This window comes from Sinorhizobium sp. M4_45, from assembly GCF_002885915.1.
Classification (GTDB): Bacteria; Pseudomonadota; Alphaproteobacteria; order Rhizobiales; family Rhizobiaceae; genus Sinorhizobium; species Sinorhizobium meliloti_A.
Window position 1 is genome coordinate 600,432 of record NZ_NWVE01000002.1, and the last position, 18,260, is coordinate 618,691.

At 61.3% G+C, this 18,260-nt stretch carries 17 protein-coding genes; 11 read left to right on the forward strand and 6 right to left on the reverse strand.

Features of this window, described 5'->3' with window-relative positions:
• Positions 1–15 precede the first annotated feature (15 nt).
• The 4 genes from CN933_RS08560 to CN933_RS08580 all read right to left on the reverse strand — a co-directional run bounded on the left by CN933_RS08560 (position 16) and on the right by CN933_RS08580 (position 5,439).
• Positions 16–948, reverse strand: coding sequence for a tyrosine-type recombinase/integrase (locus tag CN933_RS08560; protein ID WP_026168567.1), 933 nt, complete (start codon positions 946–948; stop codon positions 16–18).
• A gap of 173 nt (positions 949–1,121) precedes the next feature.
• Complete coding sequence (locus tag CN933_RS08565) at positions 1,122–2,153, reverse strand: porin (protein WP_018094589.1); 1,032 nt, start codon at positions 2,151–2,153, stop codon at positions 1,122–1,124.
• Positions 2,154–2,740: 587 nt separating this feature from the next.
• Positions 2,741–3,229, reverse strand: coding sequence for a BA14K family protein (locus CN933_RS08575; RefSeq protein ID WP_018094590.1), 489 nt, complete (start codon positions 3,227–3,229; stop codon positions 2,741–2,743).
• Positions 3,230–3,393: 164 nt separating this feature from the next.
• Positions 3,394–5,439 (reverse strand): lytic transglycosylase domain-containing protein, encoded by a 2,046-nt coding sequence (locus tag CN933_RS08580; RefSeq protein WP_018094591.1) that lies wholly within the window; start codon positions 5,437–5,439, stop codon positions 3,394–3,396.
• Positions 5,440–5,740: 301 nt separating this feature from the next.
• On the opposite strand from CN933_RS08580, the gene dapA reads away from it, so the two are divergent.
• Both dapA and smpB read left to right on the forward strand, forming a co-directional pair.
• On the forward strand, positions 5,741–6,625 hold the full coding sequence (gene dapA / locus CN933_RS08585; RefSeq protein ID WP_018094592.1) for a 4-hydroxy-tetrahydrodipicolinate synthase: 885 nt from the start codon (positions 5,741–5,743) through the stop codon (positions 6,623–6,625).
• Positions 6,625–7,104: an SsrA-binding protein SmpB gene (gene smpB, locus CN933_RS08590; protein ID WP_003527297.1), complete on the forward strand. Its 480-nt coding sequence runs from the start codon at positions 6,625–6,627 to the stop codon at positions 7,102–7,104. Before dapA ends, smpB begins: the two co-directional genes overlap by 1 nt.
• Before the next feature lie 221 nt (positions 7,105–7,325).
• On the opposite strand, the gene CN933_RS08595 is transcribed toward smpB, so the two are convergent.
• Positions 7,326–7,904: a LabA-like NYN domain-containing protein gene (locus CN933_RS08595; protein WP_003527296.1), complete on the reverse strand. Its 579-nt coding sequence runs from the start codon at positions 7,902–7,904 to the stop codon at positions 7,326–7,328.
• Positions 7,905–8,375: 471 nt separating this feature from the next.
• Here CN933_RS08595 and rpoZ point away from each other — a divergent pair, with 471 nt between their 5' ends.
• The 8 genes from rpoZ to era all read left to right on the forward strand — a co-directional run bounded on the left by rpoZ (position 8,376) and on the right by era (position 15,241).
• Entirely contained in the window at positions 8,376–8,783 is a 408-nt protein-coding gene (gene rpoZ, locus CN933_RS08600; protein ID WP_018094594.1) for a DNA-directed RNA polymerase subunit omega, read from the forward strand.
• 102 nt (positions 8,784–8,885) lie between these two features.
• Complete coding sequence (locus CN933_RS08605; protein ID WP_018094595.1) at positions 8,886–11,111, forward strand: RelA/SpoT family protein; 2,226 nt, start codon at positions 8,886–8,888, stop codon at positions 11,109–11,111.
• A gap of 157 nt (positions 11,112–11,268) precedes the next feature.
• Complete coding sequence (locus CN933_RS08610; protein WP_018094596.1) at positions 11,269–11,421, forward strand: DUF3563 family protein; 153 nt, start codon at positions 11,269–11,271, stop codon at positions 11,419–11,421.
• Between the two features lie 291 nt (positions 11,422–11,712).
• On the forward strand, positions 11,713–12,270 hold the full coding sequence (locus tag CN933_RS08615) for a DUF2062 domain-containing protein (RefSeq protein WP_026168569.1): 558 nt from the start codon (positions 11,713–11,715) through the stop codon (positions 12,268–12,270).
• Complete coding sequence (gene acpS, locus CN933_RS08620) at positions 12,267–12,686, forward strand: holo-ACP synthase (protein WP_018094597.1); 420 nt, start codon at positions 12,267–12,269, stop codon at positions 12,684–12,686. Before CN933_RS08615 ends, acpS begins: the two co-directional genes overlap by 4 nt.
• Before the next feature lie 157 nt (positions 12,687–12,843).
• Complete coding sequence (gene lepB, locus CN933_RS08625) at positions 12,844–13,587, forward strand: signal peptidase I (protein WP_018094598.1); 744 nt, start codon at positions 12,844–12,846, stop codon at positions 13,585–13,587.
• Positions 13,587–14,303: a ribonuclease III gene (rnc, locus tag CN933_RS08630; RefSeq protein WP_018094599.1), complete on the forward strand. Its 717-nt coding sequence runs from the start codon at positions 13,587–13,589 to the stop codon at positions 14,301–14,303. Before lepB ends, rnc begins: the two co-directional genes overlap by 1 nt.
• An 8-nt stretch (positions 14,304–14,311) precedes the next feature.
• A complete protein-coding gene (gene era, locus CN933_RS08635) occupies positions 14,312–15,241 on the forward strand; it encodes a GTPase Era (RefSeq protein ID WP_026168570.1) in 930 nt (309 codons plus the stop codon).
• Between the two features lie 213 nt (positions 15,242–15,454).
• Here era and CN933_RS08640 read toward each other — a convergent pair whose 3' ends face one another.
• A complete protein-coding gene (locus CN933_RS08640; protein ID WP_018094602.1) occupies positions 15,455–16,453 on the reverse strand; it encodes a glycerophosphodiester phosphodiesterase family protein in 999 nt (332 codons plus the stop codon).
• Between the two features lie 513 nt (positions 16,454–16,966).
• Here CN933_RS08640 and cfa2 point away from each other — a divergent pair.
• On the forward strand, positions 16,967–18,223 hold the full coding sequence (gene cfa2 / locus CN933_RS08650) for a cyclopropane-fatty-acyl-phospholipid synthase (RefSeq protein ID WP_018094603.1): 1,257 nt from the start codon (positions 16,967–16,969) through the stop codon (positions 18,221–18,223).
• Positions 18,224–18,260 lie beyond the last annotated feature (37 nt).

Below are 18,260 nucleotides of genomic sequence, written 5' to 3' on the forward strand. Positions count from 1 at the left end.
GGCGCGTCCCGCGATTTACTTGAGGTGCCGTTCCAGGACGGGCACGCACATATCGAGGTCGTGGGAGGCGAGATGGGCGTAGCGCATCGTCATCTCGAGCGTCTGGTGGCCAAGCCACATCTGAACCCGTCTAAGGTCGATCCCGCCTCTGACCAAGCGTGAGGCGCAGGTATGCCGCAGGATGTGCGGAACGACGTCTTCTTCGTCGCCGAGGCGCGCATCCACCTTTGCAGCGTTCCAGACGGCGCGATACTTTTGCTGATCAATTCTCGAAAAGGGCCCCGGAGCCCTGTCGGCGCATTTCTTCAGGGCGTCCTTTGCCCTCAAGGTGAGCGGGACCGTGCGGCTGCGGCCCGATTTGGTGACCCAGAATGTCGCCCGGCCCTCGTGGATGTCGTTCCATTTGAGAGCAATGGCCTCGCCCAGGCGCGCACCCGTATCCACCAGGAATATCGAGAGATAAAGGTACAGTTCAGACCGGCTCGCAATCTCCCGGAAGAGCAGTTCCTCCTCGTCGGCTTCCAGAAAGCGTAGGCGCCCCGCCTTCTCCTTCTGGCGCTTGAACTCCGGTAGATTGTGTACATCCCCCATCTTGTACGCTTTCCGCAGCAGCTTTCGCAGCGCCGCCATCTTCCGGTTGATGGTCGCGTTGCTGTTGCCGCGCTTGCGCAGCGCACCGATGAGGCCGTCGAGCATCTCCTGCGAGAAGACGGAGAAACGCTTGCCGAGCAGAATCTCGTCCAGCTCTCCGACGAAAGCCTTCACATTGTATTTGTGCTTGCCTTCGTCCCACAGGATGTCGGCATAGCGCTGAAGCAATTCGGCGAGCGTGGCTTCCTTCACCACTCCCATGGGACCTTGCCGGCCGAAGCTATAATTGACCTCGTATCCGGACCCCATTCCAGGGAATCCGAGGTCACTCGCTCGTTTTTCAGCGTCCGACGTCACGTTTGCCGTTTCCTCCCCATTCTCCGTGAACGAGCCAAGAAACCACTGACCATCAAGTCAGTGCTTATAGTCAAACAATCTCAACGCCTTGGCGGCGCACATTCGTTGCAGAACAGCAACAGCCCGCAACTCAATGTTGGGTTGCGGGCTTTTTTGAACCTGACTAGGTCAGATTAGAAGTCCCGCTGCAGGCGGAGGAAGCCGCTGACAGCGTCGGGCTTGTTGCTTGCATCCGTGTAGTTGATGGCAAAGCGCGAGGCGAGACCATCGGTGATCTGATAGTCGGCAGTGACACCGACGCGCCACTGTTCTTCGCTCGAGTCGAAGCCACCGGCACCGTTGTTCAGAGCGTCCCAATATTGCGCGCCGGGGGTGATTGCGAGCTTTTCGGAAGCGTTGAAGCGGTACGACGCAGCAACGGTCCACTCGGAAGCTTTCCAATAGGCATTCGGGTCGGATGCCCATACGCCCGCGAGCTGGAAGGTGCCCGGACCAGCATCTGCGGACAGCAATGCGCGAACCGCGCCCTCTTCAGCCTCGGTGTCGAAGCCGCCGAGCAGATCGAAGCTTACGCCGCCGAGCGAAGCCGAAACGATACCTTCAACACCGATGCCGTTGGCCTTGGTGGTCGTTGCCTCGAGTTCATCGACTGCAATGCCAGCCTGGAAGGTGCCGCCGTCATACATGTAGGCGAGCGAGTTGAATTCCGTGTTCTCGCCGATCGAGTCGGTTTCGCCGTTCAGGCCCTTATCCCACCAGCTGTAGAAGAAGCCGGCCTTCAAGCCGCCGAGCTGGATGTAGGCTTCATCGACGTCGATCAGGCTGTCGCCGTCGTCGGAGTCGTTGTCGGCGTTGAATTCAGCGGCGAAGAAGCCGGTGAGCGTGCCGTATTCCGTGTCGCTCTTTGCGTCAAAGGAGATGTAGGCGCGGGAGAACATGTCCCAATCCGACGTGGACTGTTTCGGGTTCTTCCAGCGGTCGTTGGCTTCGTCACGGCCGAATTCACCCTGAACGCGGATGAAGCCGCCGATCTTGAGGCAGGTTTCCGTGCCGGGAATGTAGAAGTAGCCGGTGCCGAAAGCGTCGCAGACGCGAACGTATTCCATGGGCTCCGGCTCGGCAGCGACGATCGCGTCGGCAGCCTGGGCGCCGGAGACTGCTGCGAGAGCAGCAGCGGAGCCGAGAAGAAGGCTCTTGATGTTCATTTCTGACCTCCAGTCAGTCGTGGGAAAGAAATCCTATCGCTGGGCGGTCGGCGAGGCTTCGTACAGGCCGCCGAAGATCGTTTCGAACGCGTGGGAGCGGTCGCCAGGGCGCATGGGCTAGACCGCGGCGCTGACGAGTAGGAGGGAAGCGCCAGCACTGCCTTCCCTCAAATAGGGAGAAGGTGAGGGGAGGCGCGTCGCGTTCAAATAGAACTTCATGCCACGCGCTTTCGGGCCTGTTGAGATTTCGCCCTGTGCTCATTACAGGGATGAGAGCAGCGCCGCGTCTGCGGCGCGGAAGAGCCTTCCAGCCCAAGGACTTGGTTTGGCTGTATTCCTGTGACAAGCACAGGAATGAGGGACCGAGATGAAAGGTTACGCCTACATTCTCGCGTCGAAGCGAAGCGGGATGCTGTATACGGGCGTGAACCGCGACCTTCCGCCTCGCTTCACGGTTTATCAAACGCGCCGGGGCGTCACACCCTCTCTACCTTCATCCCTGTGACGAGCACAGGAATGAGGCGATCAAACAAGCCGCAGCGAGCGGCCCGAATCACAACAGGCCTTAATTTGTCCGCGCAGTGACGTCACCTATAGGGTGAATAGCACTGGCGCCGCGGACCGTTATAGGGCTGGAATGTATTATCCCAGGCTCTATACGAGCGATAGCGCGAGTAGCACCATTCCACATGTGCATTGCCGCCGCCGTAATACCTCGGAGCCGCATATCTCGGCTGGCTCAACACGCCACCGACGATCGCGCCGGCGGCCAGGCCGCCAAAGAAAGCTCCGAGATCATCATCGTCGTCGCGGTAGTAGCGGCGATGATGGTAGCGGTTGCTGTAATGGCGGTTTCCGCGATAACCGCGCCAGTTGCCCATCCGCCGGCAGTCCCGGTCGCGGCAGCGGCCCTTGCGCGCTTCCCCGCGCTCGTACGGAAACTGCGCCAACTGCACGTCGGCAGCCTGCGGCTTCGGTGCCGGAACGATCGGAAATGCCTCTGCGGGCGGAACGCTGCTGATGGCCGTGGCCAGCGACAGGGCAACAATTGCTAAGGTCTTCATTGGCCTCACCATTTCCTCTCAGGAGAAAGTAATCCCTTCAAAGGGAAAATGGCCGAAATCGTATTTTGTGCCGGACGCCGCCAAAGGATCACGATGATGTGATCCTCTCTCGGCAGAGCTGCCGCGGGACCGTTGCAGTCGGGCGCGACCGTCCGGTTCGCCCCCGCAGCTCCGGCTCAAGGCAAACGGCGTCCCAACCTCAAATCCGCAACGATGTCCGTATCCTGTCCCAGCCGCGACTTATAAACCTGGTAGTTCTCCATCACCCGCTGGACATAGTTGCGCGTCTCCTCGAAGGGGATGCGCTCGATCCAGTCCACGACCTCGTCGATGGGCTTTCCGCGTGGATCGCCATAGCGGGCGAGCCACTCAGGAACACGACGCGGGCCGGCATTATAGGCGATGAAGGTGAGGATGTAGGAACCGCCGAAGCTGTCGATCTGTTCGCCGAGGTAATGGGCCCCAAGCGTCGCATTATAGCCGGCGTCGCTCGTCAGGCGGTCCTTCGAATAGGCGAGGCCATAGCGGCTGGCGACTGCCTTGGCCGTGCCGGGAAGGAGTTGCAGGAGCCCCCGGGCATTCGCCACAGAAACAGCGGCCGGGTTGAAAGCGCTTTCCTGCCGGGCGATGGCATAGGCGAGCGCCTTGCCGGCCCCGTCGATATCGGCGCTCGGCGGAATGACTCCGATAGGAAAGGCAAGGGCAGCCACCTCGATGCCGCGGCCGAAGGCGATTTTGCCGATCTGTAACGAGAGTTGGTGATTGCCCGACTTCTCGGCCCGCTCCGCCAGGATCGCAAGTTCGCCGGGGCTGGTCAGTTCCTCGGCAAGCGCCCGATAAAGACTGTCGGCGCGCCAGCCGTGGCCGGCTGCTTCGAGCCGGCCGATCGCCGTAACGGCTTCGCGCCCCTCCAGCCGGATGCGGTCTTGCTCCGTCGGCGAGGGATAGCTCATATCGAGTTTCGCCTGGCCGAGGCGTGCGGCGGCGAGTTGCCCGTAGAAGGTGGCCGGGTAGCGCGCGGCATTGGTGAAATACGCGCGCGCGTCGCCGGGGGCGCCCGCTTCGGCGGCGCGGCCCAGCCAATACCAGGCGCGCGAGGCGGAGATCGGCCGGCTCGATGCCTCGAGGATCCTGCGAAAGTGACGCGCCGCCGTCTCGGGTTCCTCGAGGCCGCGAAGCGCATACCAGCCCGCATGGAATTCCGCGTCGACGCGGTCCGTGGCGCGCCTTGCCGCATGGTTGGCGGCGATGCGATAGGCGCCGCGGAAGTCGCCGGCGTCGAGCAAGCCGCGGCTGACGATACGTTGCTCGACCCACCATTCTCCGGGATTGACGAGGGCGCCGTCGTCCTTCGGCATCTGGTCGAGAAGCCGGGCCGCCTCGGCGTATTTCTGCTGCTTGCGTAAATGCTCGATGCGGATGAAGAGGTAGGAAGGCCTGCTGCGCCAGGAAGCGTCCACCGCTTCGATGAGCGAGGCAGCGTTGCTGCCGCCGCGGGTCACTGCGGCCCAGGCGCGGAACAGCGATTGCGCCTTGCCGAGATCGCTGAACCGCTCGGCCTGGTCTATGCGGGCGCGGTAGAGAAGCATTTCCATCCGCTGCCTGTGGTCTTCCGTCGTCAACAGACCGGAAAACTCGGAAAGGATCTTCGTTTCAGTGTCCTTGTCCAGGGCTTCGCTGAGCCAGAATGCGCGCAGGTGCGTGGCGGCCGCCGAGCTCTGCCCTTGCGCTGCAAGTGCGCGTGCAAGGATGATCGCCCCTTCAGCGGTCTCGGGCCGGGTGGTGCCGAAGGCGGCGACCACATCGGCGGCGGGAGCGTTCTCGCGGTAAAGCGCCCGTTCCGAATGCGAGCGCAGCGACTTCAGGCCCGGCCAGCCCTGGAGTTCCCGCTGCGCCTCGGCAATGTCATAGGAGGGAATGCCCCTCTGTCCGGACACCGCGATCGCCCAGGCCAGGATATGGCGGTCGAGCGTTCCTGCCGGCATGCGGTCGCGAACGGCGATCGCCTTTTCCGGCTGCCGATCGGAGAGGGCATCGAGACCGCTTTTCAGATTGGCGCCGAGGATAGTCGAGAGTTCGCCGGTTGCGCGGCTGCCGATCTTGCCGGCAGCATCCGGCTTGCTCGTCGGTACCGGGATCCGGCCCTCGGCTGCCTCGGCCGAAAAAGCCAGCATCCCCGCACCGATCATGGCGGCGGCCGGCAGAAAAATTGTTCGCCGCATCACGAGCCCCGTGGTCCCCCATCCCTCGACTTCATTGCCGCTCCATTACAGCCGATCGGTCGGCGAAAACCCAGCCACATCTGTCGGACTGCTGACCGGCCGGCGCATGCGTGTTCCCCGAAACCCGGCGCCCCATTGCGGTCCCGCCTACGGGCGGCGTTTGCGCGGAAACGAAAGCGAAATGCATCCTCTCAGCGCTTGCCGCAGACACGTCACATGATTATGGTGCGGCAGTTTTTTAACCGTCGATTGCGGCCAAAGCGTGAGCGTATTCTGCGCCCTCGGTCGTCAGGAGTTGTGCATGTTCAAGGGTTCCATTCCCGCACTCGTAACGCCGTTCACCGCCGCCGGCTCGGTTGATGCGGATAGTTTCGTCGCGCATGTGGAGTGGCAGATAAAAGAGGGCAGCCACGGCCTCGTGCCGGTGGGCACCACGGGTGAATCTCCGACGCTTTCCCACGACGAGCATAAGAAGGTCGTGGAACTGTGCGTAGAGGCGTCGGCGCGGCGGGTACCGGTCATCGCCGGTGCTGGGTCCAACAACACGATCGAAGCGATCGAGCTTGCGCAGCATGCGGAAAAGGCCGGCGCGGACGCGATCCTCGTTGTCACGCCCTATTACAACAAGCCGACGCAGAAGGGCCTTTTCGCCCACTACGCGGCGATCGCCGAAAGCGTGAAGCTGCCGATCGTGATTTATAACATTCCCGGCCGTTCCGTCGTGGACATGAGCGTCGAGACCATGGCGGCGCTGGCGAAGGCCCATCCCACGATCATCGGCGTGAAGGATGCGACTGGAAAGATCGAGAGGGTTTCCGAGCAGCGCATAGGCTGCGGCAAGGCTTTCGTGCAGCTTTCGGGAGAGGATGCGACCGCCCTCGGCTTCAATGCGCATGGCGGCGTCGGCTGCATCTCCGTCACCGCCAATGTCGCTCCGCGCCTGTGCGCCGAATTCCAGGAGGCAACCCTTGCCGGCAACTATGCCAAGGCCTTGGAACTTCAAGACAAATTGATGCCGCTGCACAAGGCCATCTTCCTTGAGCCGGGCGTCTGCGGCGCCAAATACGCGTTGAACCGTCTCGGGCGGATGAGCTTTACTGTCCGCTCGCCGCTGCTGTCGGCGCTTGAGCCGGCCACGGCGTCGGCCATCGACGCGGCGCTCAGGCATGCAGGGCTGATGAACTGATGGCACCGAAAGGCAGCGAACGCACGGTCAAGAAGGTTGTCGCGGAAAATCGCAAGGCCCGCTTCAACTACGAGATCGTCGACACCTACGAGGCCGGTCTGGTTCTGACCGGCACGGAGGTCAAGTCGTTGCGCGAGGGAAAGGCCAATATCGCGGAATCATACGCGACCGACGAAGGCGGCGAGATCTGGCTCATCAACTCCTACCTGCCCGAATATCTGCAGGCCAACCGCTTCAATCACGAGACGCGCCGCCGCCGCAAATTGCTCCTGTCGAAGAGGGAAGTGAACCGTCTGCAGGGTGCGGTCAACCGCGAGGGGATGTCGCTGATACCGCTCCGAATATACTTCAATGAGCGAGGCAGGGCGAAGCTGGAACTGGCGCTCGGCAAGGGCAAGAAGCTGCACGACAAGCGAGAGACCTCCAAGGAACGCGACTGGAACCGGCAGAAGAACAGGCTCCTCAAGGAGCGGGGCTGAGTCCCGTCGATCTCTGGGGTATTGTTTTTCATCGGCAGACGAGATCACAATGATCTCAGGTCGGGTCGACCTGAACCACGAAGGCGATCGATTCCAATGCGTTGGAGCGGGATGCGGGCGGAAACCGCGTCTGCGGCGCGGAAAAGCCATTTTCAGCCAAGGCTTGGTCTGGCCTCCGTCCCTGTGACAAGCACAGGGACGAGGAAAAATCCCGACAGGCTTTAAAGCTCGACGTCGTCGGCGACCGGCTCGACAGGGCGCTGAACGCGTTCGGACGGTTCGCGGCCGATCTCTCCTCTGAGCGTCGCGAGATCGATGAAGTGGTCGGCCTGACGGCGCAGGTCGTCGGCAATCATCGGCGGCTGCGTCGACATGGTCGAAACCACGGAAACCTTTCGGCCCTTGCGCTGTAACGCTTCGACCAGGGTCGTGAAATCACCGTCTCCGGAGAAGATCACCAGGTGGTCGACCGATTCGGACTGCTCCATGGCGTCTATCGCCAGCTCGATGTCCATATTCCCTTTGATCTTGCGGCGTCCAAGGGAATCGGTGAATTCTTTGGCGGGCTTCGTCACGACCTTATAGCCGTTATAGTCCAGCCAATCGATCAGCGGACGGATCGACGAATATTCCTGGTCCTCGATGAGTGCGGTGTAGTAGTAGGCCCTGAGCAGGTAGCCGCGCTTCTGGAAGGCCTTGAGCAGCTTGCGGTAATCGATGTCGAAGCCGAGGCTCTTCGACGCGGCGTAGAGGTTGGCGCCATCGATGAAAAGAGCGATTTTCTCGCGAGGATCGAACATCGTTACTTCCTTTTTCCGTACCCTGCACAGTGACCGGACCAACCCCGCGGAGCGTCACGCTTACAATTGGCGGATTAAATTAAAGCTCACTTATCTGCAAATAATGTGGTCATGCCAACGCATTATTCCAACTAGGGCGCGGCGCCTATAGCTAGTTTTAGCAGTTGCTGCAGTTCGTCCACATTTTCAATCTATAATTGTTGCTGGATACGTACTCGAAATTATCACGAAATACAGGCAATGTCTGTGACCCTCTGGAGCGTTCCGCAGACGCGGCATTTTATCATGCTCCGGGCCATGACGTGAGCCGGATGCAGGAAAAACTTGAACTTATGCCGTTTTGATTGTATCGGACGCCTAATTCCAGAAATCGGAGCTGATGGAGCCGCATGTCAGCGGACGTTCCGGTTTCGCGTCGTTAAACCTGCCGCGGCAATGCCGCCGCATCTCTTGAGTCGTAAAGGACAGGCTATGGCCCGCGTCACCGTCGAAGACTGCATCGACAAGGTCGAAAACCGTTTCGAACTCGTCCTTCTTGCCAGCCACCGCGCACGCCTGGTTTCCCAGGGTGCTCCGATTACGGTCGACCGCGACAACGACAAGAATCCGGTCGTTGCACTGCGCGAGATCGCCGATGAAACCCTGTCGCCCGGCGACCTGAAGGAGGACTTGATCCACTCGCTGCAGAAGCATGTGGAAGTGGACGAGCCGGAACCCGATCCGGCATCGCTCGCCCAGACGGAAGCAGCGCCTGCCTTCGCTGAGGCAGCCGAAGAGGAAGACCAGCCGGAAGCGCTGACCTTCGACCGCATGTCCGAAGAGGAACTGCTGGCCGGCATCGAAGGCCTCGTTCCTCCGGAAAAGAGCGACGACTACTGAGATTCGTTCCGGAACAACGTTCCGACGTGTTATCGAAGCAGTGCGCCACTCATATGATTGGCGCACTTTTTTATTTGCCTGATTTCACGGAGCCGCTAGCGGATGATGCGCCAATACGAGCTCGTTGAGCGCGTGCAAAAATACAAGCCCGACGTCAACGAGGCGCTGCTGAACAAGGCCTATGTCTACGCCATGCAGAAGCACGGGCAGCAGAAGCGGGCAAGCGGCGATCCTTACATCTCCCATCCCCTGGAAGTGGCGGCGATCCTGACCGAGATGCATCTGGACGAATCCACGATCGCCGTCGCGCTGCTGCACGACACGATCGAGGATACGACCGCGACGCGGCAGGAGATCGACGATCTCTTCGGCGAGGATATCGGCGCCTTGGTCGAAGGCCTCACCAAGATCAAGAAGCTCGACCTCGTGACCAAGAAGGCCAAGCAGGCGGAAAATCTTCGGAAGCTGCTGCTCGCCATTTCGGACGACGTTCGCGTGCTCCTGGTCAAGCTTGCCGATCGCCTCCACAATATGCGCACCCTCGACCACATGTCGGCCGAAAAGCGCGCGCGCATCTCCGAGGAGACGATGGACATCTATGCGCCCCTGGCAGGGCGCATGGGCATGCAGGACATGCGCGAGGAGCTCGAGAACCTGTCCTTCCGCCACATCAATCCGGAGGCTTACGAGACCGTTACCAGGCGCCTCCAGGAGCTCTCCGAGCGCAATGAGGGGCTGATCAAGAAGATCGAGGAGGAACTGAGCGAGCTCCTTCAGGCCGAGGGGCTTACGGAATCACAGGTCAGGGGACGCCAGAAGAAGCCCTATTCGGTTTTCCGCAAGATGCAGTCGAAATCGCTTTCCTTCGAGCAGCTCTCGGATGTCTGGGGCTTCCGCATCATCGTCAACGACATTCCGTCCTGCTATCGCGCGCTCGGTATCGTGCACACCCGCTGGCGTGTCGTGCCGGGACGCTTCAAGGACTACATCTCGACCCCGAAACAGAACGACTATCAATCGATTCACACGACGATCATCGGCCCGTCGCGCCAGCGCATCGAACTGCAGATCCGCACGAAGCGCATGCATGAGATTGCCGAATACGGTATCGCGGCCCACGCACTCTACAAGGATCGCGACACCGTTTCCGGCGACCTGACGCGCACTCCGACATCGAATGCCTATTCCTGGCTGCGCCGCACGATCGAATCGCTCGCCGAGGGCGACAATCCGGAGGAGTTTCTCGAGCACACCAAGCTCGAACTCTTCCAGGATCAGGTCTTCTGCTTCACACCGAAGGGGCAATTGATAGCGCTGCCGCGCGGCGCTACCCCGATCGACTTTGCCTATGCCGTGCATACGAATATCGGCGACACCTGCGTCGGGGCCAAGATCAACGGTCGCATCATGCCGCTGGTGACGCGGCTCAACAACGGTGACGAGGTGGAGATCATCCGCTCGGGTATTCAGGTGCCGCCGCCGGCCTGGGAAGAGATCGTCGTCACGGGCAAGGCGCGGGCCGCCATCCGCCGCGCGACCCGCGCCGCCATCCGCAAGCAATATGCCGGCCTCGGTTATCGCATCCTCGAGCGCACCTTCGAACGGGCGGGCAAGACCTTCTCGCGCGAGGCTTTGAAGCCGGTGCTGCATCGGCTCGGGCAGAAGGACGTCGAGGACGCCATCGCAGCGGTCGGGCGCGGCGAACTCTCCTCGCTCGACGTGCTGCGCGCGGTGTTTCCCGATCATCAGGACGAGCGCGTGACCGTGAAGCCCAGCGCCGACGACGGCTGGTTCAACATGCGCAGCGCCGCGGGCATGATCTTCAAGCTGCCGGAGCGGTCGAAGGAAATGGCCGCCGCCGAGCAGGCGGAGGGGCCGGAAGCCCTGCCGATCCGTGGCCTCTCCGGCAATGCCGAGGTCCATTTCAGTCCTGCCGGCGCCGTTCCCGGCGATCGCATCGTCGGCATCATGGACAAGGACAAAGGCATCACCATCTATCCGATCCAGTCGCCGATCCTGCAGAAGTTCGATGAAGAGCCCGAGCGCTGGATCGACGTTCGTTGGGATCTCGACGAGGCGAACAACAGCCGTTTCATGGCGAGGATCGCGGTCAGCGCCCTGAACGAGCCCGGCACGCTGGCAGAGGTCGCACAGGCCATCGCGACCACCGACGTCAATATCCGTTCGCTTTCCATGGGGCGCGTCGCCGCGGACTTCAGCGAATTGCAGTTCGATCTCGAGGTCTGGGATTTGCGTCAGCTCAACCATCTGATGGCGCAGCTTAAGGAGCTGCCGAGCATATCCATGGTCAAGCGCCTCTTCGAGTAGCCGGTTTCCGTGCAATCTGCCTCAGAAATAAGCATCTCGTAACAATGATGAGCCGCGCCATGCATTCATTGCATGGCTGCCGACGCTTCGCGGGACTGGTGATGGTTCGGCTGGTGAACTATCTTTCGCATCGGGAGGTGAACGAAAGGGGTTTGCCATGTTCAAGCAGTTGAAGAAAATCACCCGTGCCCTGCACATTCCGAGCATCGAAGAGCGTGAGACCGCCTATCTGAATGGCTCCGTCGACCGGATCGACCTGGAATACCGTCAGCGTCAGATCGACCGCGGCCTTTTCCGGAAGGGCTTCTGATCGCGAATGCGGCGCGCCCGAAAGGCGCGCCACGGCTGCTGCGCCCGGCGGTAGCCTGAGCTATGCGTTTTACGAATGGCTCTCTTGCCTTATCTGTCAGTCTGACGCCTTACGACGCTGCGTGTCCTGCGGCTGTAACGCTTTGATCTGCCGCACGCCTCGGTCTTCAAGGATTGAAGGAAACAGGCAGCAGCTTGCACATGGCGTGTGCGGCGCCTATCTTGCGCCCATCGTAAGGCGGGCGGTCCGTCTTGCGCCGGCGGCGGTTTCGAATGCGATCATGACGGCATAATGTTATTCAGGCGCAGAAAACCGGTCACACTATCCGAGAGGCTTCGCGCTTTCTTCTGGCCGCGCAAGGGGCTGACGCGCGCTCCGCGCTACATTGCCCTTCGAATTCTCCGGCTTAACTCGTCTCCGCACTCGATCGCCGTCGGGGTGGCGGTGGGTGTCGCGTCGTCCTTGACGCCGTTCTTCGGCCTGCATATCGTTCTCGCCGTCCTTCTGGCGTCGGCGTTTTCCGGAAATCTCATCGCGGCCGCGATCACGACGCTGCTCGCCAATCCCATCACGATACCCGTCATCCTGACGGCTTCCTACGAGGTCGGCACGATGCTCACGCAGCCGCAAGCCGCTCAGGTGATCGGCGGCCAAGAGATCATGCGGATGATCGAACATCTCGATTTTGCAAGCCTGTGGGGCCCGGTCTTCAAGCCGATGCTCATTGGCTCGCTCCCTCTTTCAGCGGCGGGCGCCTTGATATTCTACCCGTTTGCCTTTCAGACGGCCCGCCTCTTTCAGAAGCGGCGCCGGCAGGCCCGCGCGCACAAATTCGGACATCCGACATGATCATCGGCATCGGCAGCGATCTCATCGATATCAGGCGCATCGAAAACTCGCTCCAACGCTTCGGCGAGCGTTTCGTCAACCGGTGCTTCACCGATATCGAGATCGCCAAATCCGAAGGCCGCAAAAACCGTGCGGCCTCCTATGCCAAGCGATTCGCCGCAAAGGAGGCCTGTTCCAAGGCACTGGGCACCGGCCTGGCTCAAGGCGTGTTCTGGAAAGATATGGGCGTCGTGAACCTGCCCGGCGGGAAGCCGACGATGCAGCTGACCGGCGGCGCGGCCGCGCGCCTTCAGGAATTGCTGCCGGTCGGCCACCGCGCCGCAATCCATCTGACCATCACCGACGACTTCCCGCTTGCTCAAGCTTTCGTGATTATCGAAGCGCTCCCGGTTGCCCCCGCCGAGGGAACGGTTTAGAGCACTTGCCGAAGACCGGCCCGCGGTCGCTTGAAGCACGGCATTCCCGCGACATATAGCATCGAGTTGCGGGGCGGCGTGCGCTTGAGTTCGGGCGCAGACGAACGTTGAAGCGTTAGGCCCGGTGCCCCGGGCAGGATGACAAGGAAGACTGAGCGTGGCAGAAAAGACAGAAGCGAAGCAGAGCGGTCTCTGGGAGAACGTCAAGGTCATCATCCAGGCGCTGCTCCTCGCCGTGGTCATCCGCACCGTCTTCTTTCAGCCCTTTACGATCCCTTCCGGCTCGATGATGCCGACGCTCCTTGTCGGCGACTATATCTTCGTCAACAAGTTCGCCTACGGCTATTCGAAATACTCGCTGCCCTTTTCGCCGGATCTGTTCAGCGGCAGGATCTTTGCGAGCGAACCGAACCGGGGCGACATCGTGGTCTTCCGGTTCCCGCCCAATCCCGACATCGACTATATCAAGCGCCTCGTCGGCCTGCCGGGCGACCGCATCCAAGTCAGGAACAGCATTCTCTACGTCAACGACAAGCCGGTCGAAAGGGTGCCGGACGGCACGTTCCGCGCTGACGATCAGTACGACACGGGCGGCGATGTTCCTGTCTATCGCGAGACGATGGACAACGGCATGACCTACGACACGCTCGACCAGTTCCCCGATTCGCGCGGCGACAACACCCGTGAATTCATCGTCCCGGCAGGTCATTATTTCATGATGGGCGACAACCGGGATAACTCCGCCGACAGCCGTTTCGACGTCGGCTTCGTGCCGGCCGAAAACCTTGTCGGCCGGGCCAGCCTGATCTTCTTCTCGCTCGGCAACGACACCTCGTTCCGGCAGATCTGGAAATGGCCGGCGAACCTGCGTTACGATCGTTTATTCAAGGTCGTCCACTGATGAAGGGCCGCTCGTTGAACGGGGAGGACCGGGCGCGGCTCGAGGCCGCGATCGGTTACCGGTTCGCCGAGAAGGAACGTCTCGACCGGGCGCTGACGCATTCGAGCGCTCGCAGCGGCCGCGCGATCAACTATCAGCGGCTCGAATTCCTGGGTGACCGGGTGCTTGGGCTCTGCGTCGCGGAACTCCTGTTCCAGACCTTCACCGATGCCAACGAAGGCGAGCTCTCGGTGCGTCTGAACCAGCTCGTCAGCGCGGAGAGCTGCGCGAAGGTGGCGGATGAGCTCTCGCTGCACGAATTCATCCGGACCGGCTCGGATGTGAAGAAAATCACGGGCAAGCACATGATGAATGTGCGCGCCGATGTGGTAGAGTCGCTGATCGCCGCGATTTATCTCGATGGCGGCCTCGACGCGGCGCGACGTTTCGTGCTCGAGCATTGGACGCATAGGGCCGCAAGCGCAGACGGCGCCAGGCGGGACGCCAAGACGGAACTGCAGGAATGGGCGCATGCCAGATTCGGTGTCGCGCCGAAATACAGGACGGATGACCGTTCCGGGCCTGATCACGATCCGCGCTTTACCGTGACGGTGGAGGTCGACGGGATCGCGCCGGAGACGGGGGTCGATCGTTCCAAGCGCGGGGCCGAGCAGGTCGCCGCGATGAAATTGCTGGAACGCGAAGGTGTGTGGCAGAAGCGCTCTGCCGGAAATTGACGGATATCATGACGGATACTCAAAAGGATACGGCCGCCGGCGCAGTGCCGACGCGCTCGGGCTTCGTGGCGCTGATCGGGGCGACGAATGCCGGCAAGTCGACATTGGTCAATCGCCTGGTCGGCGCGAAAGTGTCGATCGTCAGCCACAAGGTGCAGACGACGCGGGCCATCATCCGCGGCATTGCGATCCACGGCAGCGCGCAGATCGTCTTCATGGACACGCCCGGCATCTTCAAGCCGCGGCGTCGGCTCGACCGCGCCATGGTGACCACGGCCTGGGGCGGAGCCAAGGACGCCGATCTGATCATGCTGCTGATCGACAGCGAGCGCGGGATCAAGGGTGACGCGGAGGCGATCCTCGAGGGCCTGAAGGAGGTACATCAGCCGAAGGTCCTCGTCCTCAACAAGGTCGATCAGGTTCGCCGCGAGGATTTGCTGAAGCTTGCGGCCGCTGCGAACGAAGTGGTCGCATTCGAGCGCACCTTCATGATCTCCGCGCTGACGGGTTCCGGCTGCGAAGACGTGATGGATTATCTCGCCGAGACGCTGCCGGAAGGTCCGTGGTACTATCCCGAGGATCAGATCTCCGATCTGCCGATGCGCCAGCTGGCCGCCGAGATCACCCGCGAGAAGCTCTTCCTTCGTCTGCATCAGGAGCTTCCCTATGCATCTCACGTGGAAACGGAGAAATGGGAGGAGCGCAAGGACGGTTCCGTGCGCATCGAACAGGTGATCTACGTGGAGCGGGACAGCCAGAAGAAGATCGCCCTCGGCAAGGGCGGCGAGGCGATCAAAGCGATCTCGACCGCCGCACGCAAGGAAATCTCCGAAATTCTCGAGCAGCCGGTGCACCTCTTCCTGTTCGTCAAGGTGCGCGAGAACTGGGGCGACGATCCGGAACGCTTCCGCGAAATGGGGCTCGACTTTCCGAAATAGCGGGAAGGACCGTCAGACGCTCTTCAACCTCATGCGGCGTTCGAGCTCCGCAGCCGGTTCACCAGCCTTCCTGGAACGCCTTGGCGACGGATGACTGACGCGGAACCGTGATCATGCGCCGCGAATGTAGCGAGAGCAGCAAAGGCGGCGGCCGCGAGAATCCATATGTCGACATAGTTTGACCCTTTGCACGAGGAAGGTTGCGCGGTTCGGCTACTGTCGATTGGCCTGGTCGGTCGCTGCGCCGGGGCGCTTTCCGAGAAGGGGAGCGATCGTTTCCGCCCTGTTGGTCCAGACGTAGCCGGAGAAGCGCTCGGGAACGAAAGCGAGATCATCGGTGCTGTCGATGCCGGAGGTGAAATCTCCTCCGCTGTAAGGGCCAAGCAGGATGATTTCGCTGCCGGCGGCCTGCATGCGGGCCGCGAACCGGTGGGGCCAGCCCCACAAAAAAGGTGCATAATTACTCGGCACGATGATCAGCGTATCGCGACAGGCATCCGGTACGATGCCGGTCCAGCCATAGGCGGCATAGCGGCCAAGGCAGGCGATCGTGGATTGTCGATCATAGCCTCTGAGCCCCGGAACCAGCCGGAGCGTTTCCTGCGTCGGAGCGGTGCCGCCATAGACGCCGAACACCTGTTTGCGCCACTCCGGGTGGAACCGGAGGAGGACCGCGAGGGTCGCTCCTTCCTCCCGCCGCTCGCTCTTGAAATTGATAAGGAAGCGGCCCTCGGGCAGGGCCTTGAAAACTTCCGTCAGCGTCGGCATCTGGCCGGCCCCCTGGCCGCGGAAGGGGAAGGACTTGCCGCCGTCGGCCGTATAGCCGTAGCCGATGTCCAGTGTCTTCAGCTCGGACATCGGAGTGTCCTGGGTGACGCCGCTCCCATCCGTCCGACAATCGAGCGTCCAGTCGTGAAACACGGCAAACTGGCGATCCGGTGTCAGGTGGACGTCGAGTTCGACGACGTCGGCGCCGCTCTCCATCGCCGCGCGCATCGAGGCAATCGTGTTTTCGAGATAGCTGTGGCGCGGCGTTTCGATGCGCTCGGCGGTGCAGGTGTCGTTGTCGAGACCTTCCGAGGAAAAAACCTGGTGGATGCCGCGATGAGCGAGGATCTTTGCATTGCCGGAGGGGGGCGGCGCCAGAAGCGACGTGTTGAGAAGCCAGACGATGGCGACGACGACGAGCGCAACCGCGGCGATCTTCTTCATCGTGTATCCTCCTCTCGCGACGGGCTTGCCGCGACAATGTGGCGTGACGATGTTACCGGTTGGTATACGCGTGTTACAAGGACCGGCACCACTCTGTTACCGGGTCCATGACGGGTCGGCCACCACTAAGCGCAGGTAGGCGCTCGGAAGCGGCCCCGCAACATCCGAGGAGAGCCCGTTTCCAGTGCTTTCGAATTTGCTAAGCAAACAAATCTTTGAGGGGCCACAAAAAAGCCCCATTGAATAACCGCCGAACACAGCTAAGTTAATGGAAGTTCTGATGGATAGGAGCCCGATGGGCTGGCCTGACGAATTCCCGCAGCTGGTCCTTGCCTTGCTTCGCGAGGACTCGCCGGAAACCGTGAGGTCGCGCTCGAGCCGGTTTCTCGCCGCTTCCGGATGTGGCCGCCCGCTTCCAAGCTGCCGCATGTCTGCCCTGAAGCCGACCAGCCGCTCACCCGCTCCCCCTGTGAAGGAACCGATGGTCCGTTTAGGTCTGAGCTGAGGTAGGATATGAATGCGGGATTGTTGAATCTACTTCGCCGGCTTGTCGAGAAAGGCAAGCTGACGGTCGTTTTCTCGTCGGGTGAAAAGGTGGTTCTGGGCGATGGTACGGGCAAGCCGGCGGCCATCCGTTTCGCTGATGCCGGAGCGGAAAAAGCCGTTCTTCACGATCCAGGGCTGAAATTCGGCGAAATGTACATGGACGGTCGCGTTCTCGTGGAGGAGGGCGATATTTTCGACGTGCTGGCCATCGTCAAGAGCAATGATCTCGACAAGGCGGCAACCTTCACCAATTCGATCGTCGCGCTGGGACACATCTTTCGCCAGCAGATGAAGAGCCGGCTGCCGGTAAACCGCAACCGCTACAACGTCGCCCACCATTACGATCTGGACGGCAAGCTCTTCAACCTCTTCCTCGACGAGGACTGGCAATATTCCTGTGCCTATTTCCATCCGCCGGGCATCTCGCTCGACGAGGCGCAACGCGCCAAGAAGCGGCACATAGCGGCAAAGCTGCTGCTAGAGCCTGGCCAGAAGGTACTGGAAGTGGGTTCCGGCTGGGGCGGCATGGCGATGTACCTCGCCGAGTCGTCGGGGGTCGAAGTCACGGGCATCACGCTCAGCGAAGAGCAGTTGAAGGTCTCGCGCGAGCGCGCCGCAAGGCGCGGGCTTTCGGACCGGGTGCGCTTCGAACTGCAGGACTATCGCACCATGCAGGGAAGGCAATTCGACCGCATCGTCTCCGTCGGCATGTTCGAACATGTGGGCATCGGAAATTACGGCAATTTCTTCCGCAAGATGAAAGAACTGCTGAAGCCGGACGGCGTGATGCTGCTGCATTCGATCGGTCAGATCTACAAACCCTGGGCGACCAACCCGTGGATCGAGAAGTATATCTTCCCCGGCGGCTACATTCCCGCCCTGTCGGAGGTATTGCCACGGGTCGAAAGCAACCGCCTGCTCGTCAAAGACATCGAGATTCTGCCGCTGCATTACGCCTGGACGCTCAGGGCCTGGCGCGAGCGTTTCCTGGCGCAGCGGGAGGAGGCGGTCAGGCTCTATGACGAGCGCTTTTTCCGGATGTGGGAGTTCTATCTCGCCGCCTCGGAAACGGCCTTCCTCTACGACAAGCATTTCGTCTTCCAGCTCCAGCTCTCGCCGTCACTCGCGACGGTGCCGGTGTCGCGCGACTACATCGCCATCAAGGAGCGCGAATTGCTGGAATTCGAGAAGACCCGCGAACGGCTGGAACTCGTCGCGGTCTGAGGGGGCGGGCGAATGCCCCCTCATCCGCCCACGCGAC

Bases quoted from the DNA above. Each gene is read 5' to 3' on its own strand.
- rnc (WP_018094599.1), top strand. From the start codon at position 13,587: ATGAAGGGCCGCTCGTTGAACGGGGAGGACCGGGCGCGGCTCGAGGCC.
- era (WP_026168570.1), top strand. From the start codon at position 14,312: ATGACGGATACTCAAAAGGATACGGCCGCCGGCGCAGTGCCGACGCGC.
- smpB (WP_003527297.1), top strand. From the start codon at position 6,625: ATGGCACCGAAAGGCAGCGAACGCACGGTCAAGAAGGTTGTCGCGGAA.
- cfa2 (WP_018094603.1), top strand. From the start codon at position 16,967: ATGAATGCGGGATTGTTGAATCTACTTCGCCGGCTTGTCGAGAAAGGC.
- CN933_RS08640 (WP_018094602.1), bottom strand. From the start codon at position 16,453: ATGAAGAAGATCGCCGCGGTTGCGCTCGTCGTCGTCGCCATCGTCTGG.
- CN933_RS08575 (WP_018094590.1), bottom strand. From the start codon at position 3,229: ATGGTGAGGCCAATGAAGACCTTAGCAATTGTTGCCCTGTCGCTGGCC.
- CN933_RS08580 (WP_018094591.1), bottom strand. From the start codon at position 5,439: ATGCGGCGAACAATTTTTCTGCCGGCCGCCGCCATGATCGGTGCGGGG.
- CN933_RS08565 (WP_018094589.1), bottom strand. From the start codon at position 2,153: ATGAACATCAAGAGCCTTCTTCTCGGCTCCGCTGCTGCTCTCGCAGCA.
- CN933_RS08610 (WP_018094596.1), top strand. From the start codon at position 11,269: ATGTTCAAGCAGTTGAAGAAAATCACCCGTGCCCTGCACATTCCGAGC.
- rpoZ (WP_018094594.1), top strand. From the start codon at position 8,376: ATGGCCCGCGTCACCGTCGAAGACTGCATCGACAAGGTCGAAAACCGT.
- dapA (WP_018094592.1), top strand. From the start codon at position 5,741: ATGTTCAAGGGTTCCATTCCCGCACTCGTAACGCCGTTCACCGCCGCC.
- CN933_RS08595 (WP_003527296.1), bottom strand. From the start codon at position 7,904: ATGTTCGATCCTCGCGAGAAAATCGCTCTTTTCATCGATGGCGCCAAC.
- CN933_RS08615 (WP_026168569.1), top strand. From the start codon at position 11,713: ATGTTATTCAGGCGCAGAAAACCGGTCACACTATCCGAGAGGCTTCGC.
- acpS (WP_018094597.1), top strand. From the start codon at position 12,267: ATGATCATCGGCATCGGCAGCGATCTCATCGATATCAGGCGCATCGAA.
- CN933_RS08605 (WP_018094595.1), top strand. From the start codon at position 8,886: ATGATGCGCCAATACGAGCTCGTTGAGCGCGTGCAAAAATACAAGCCC.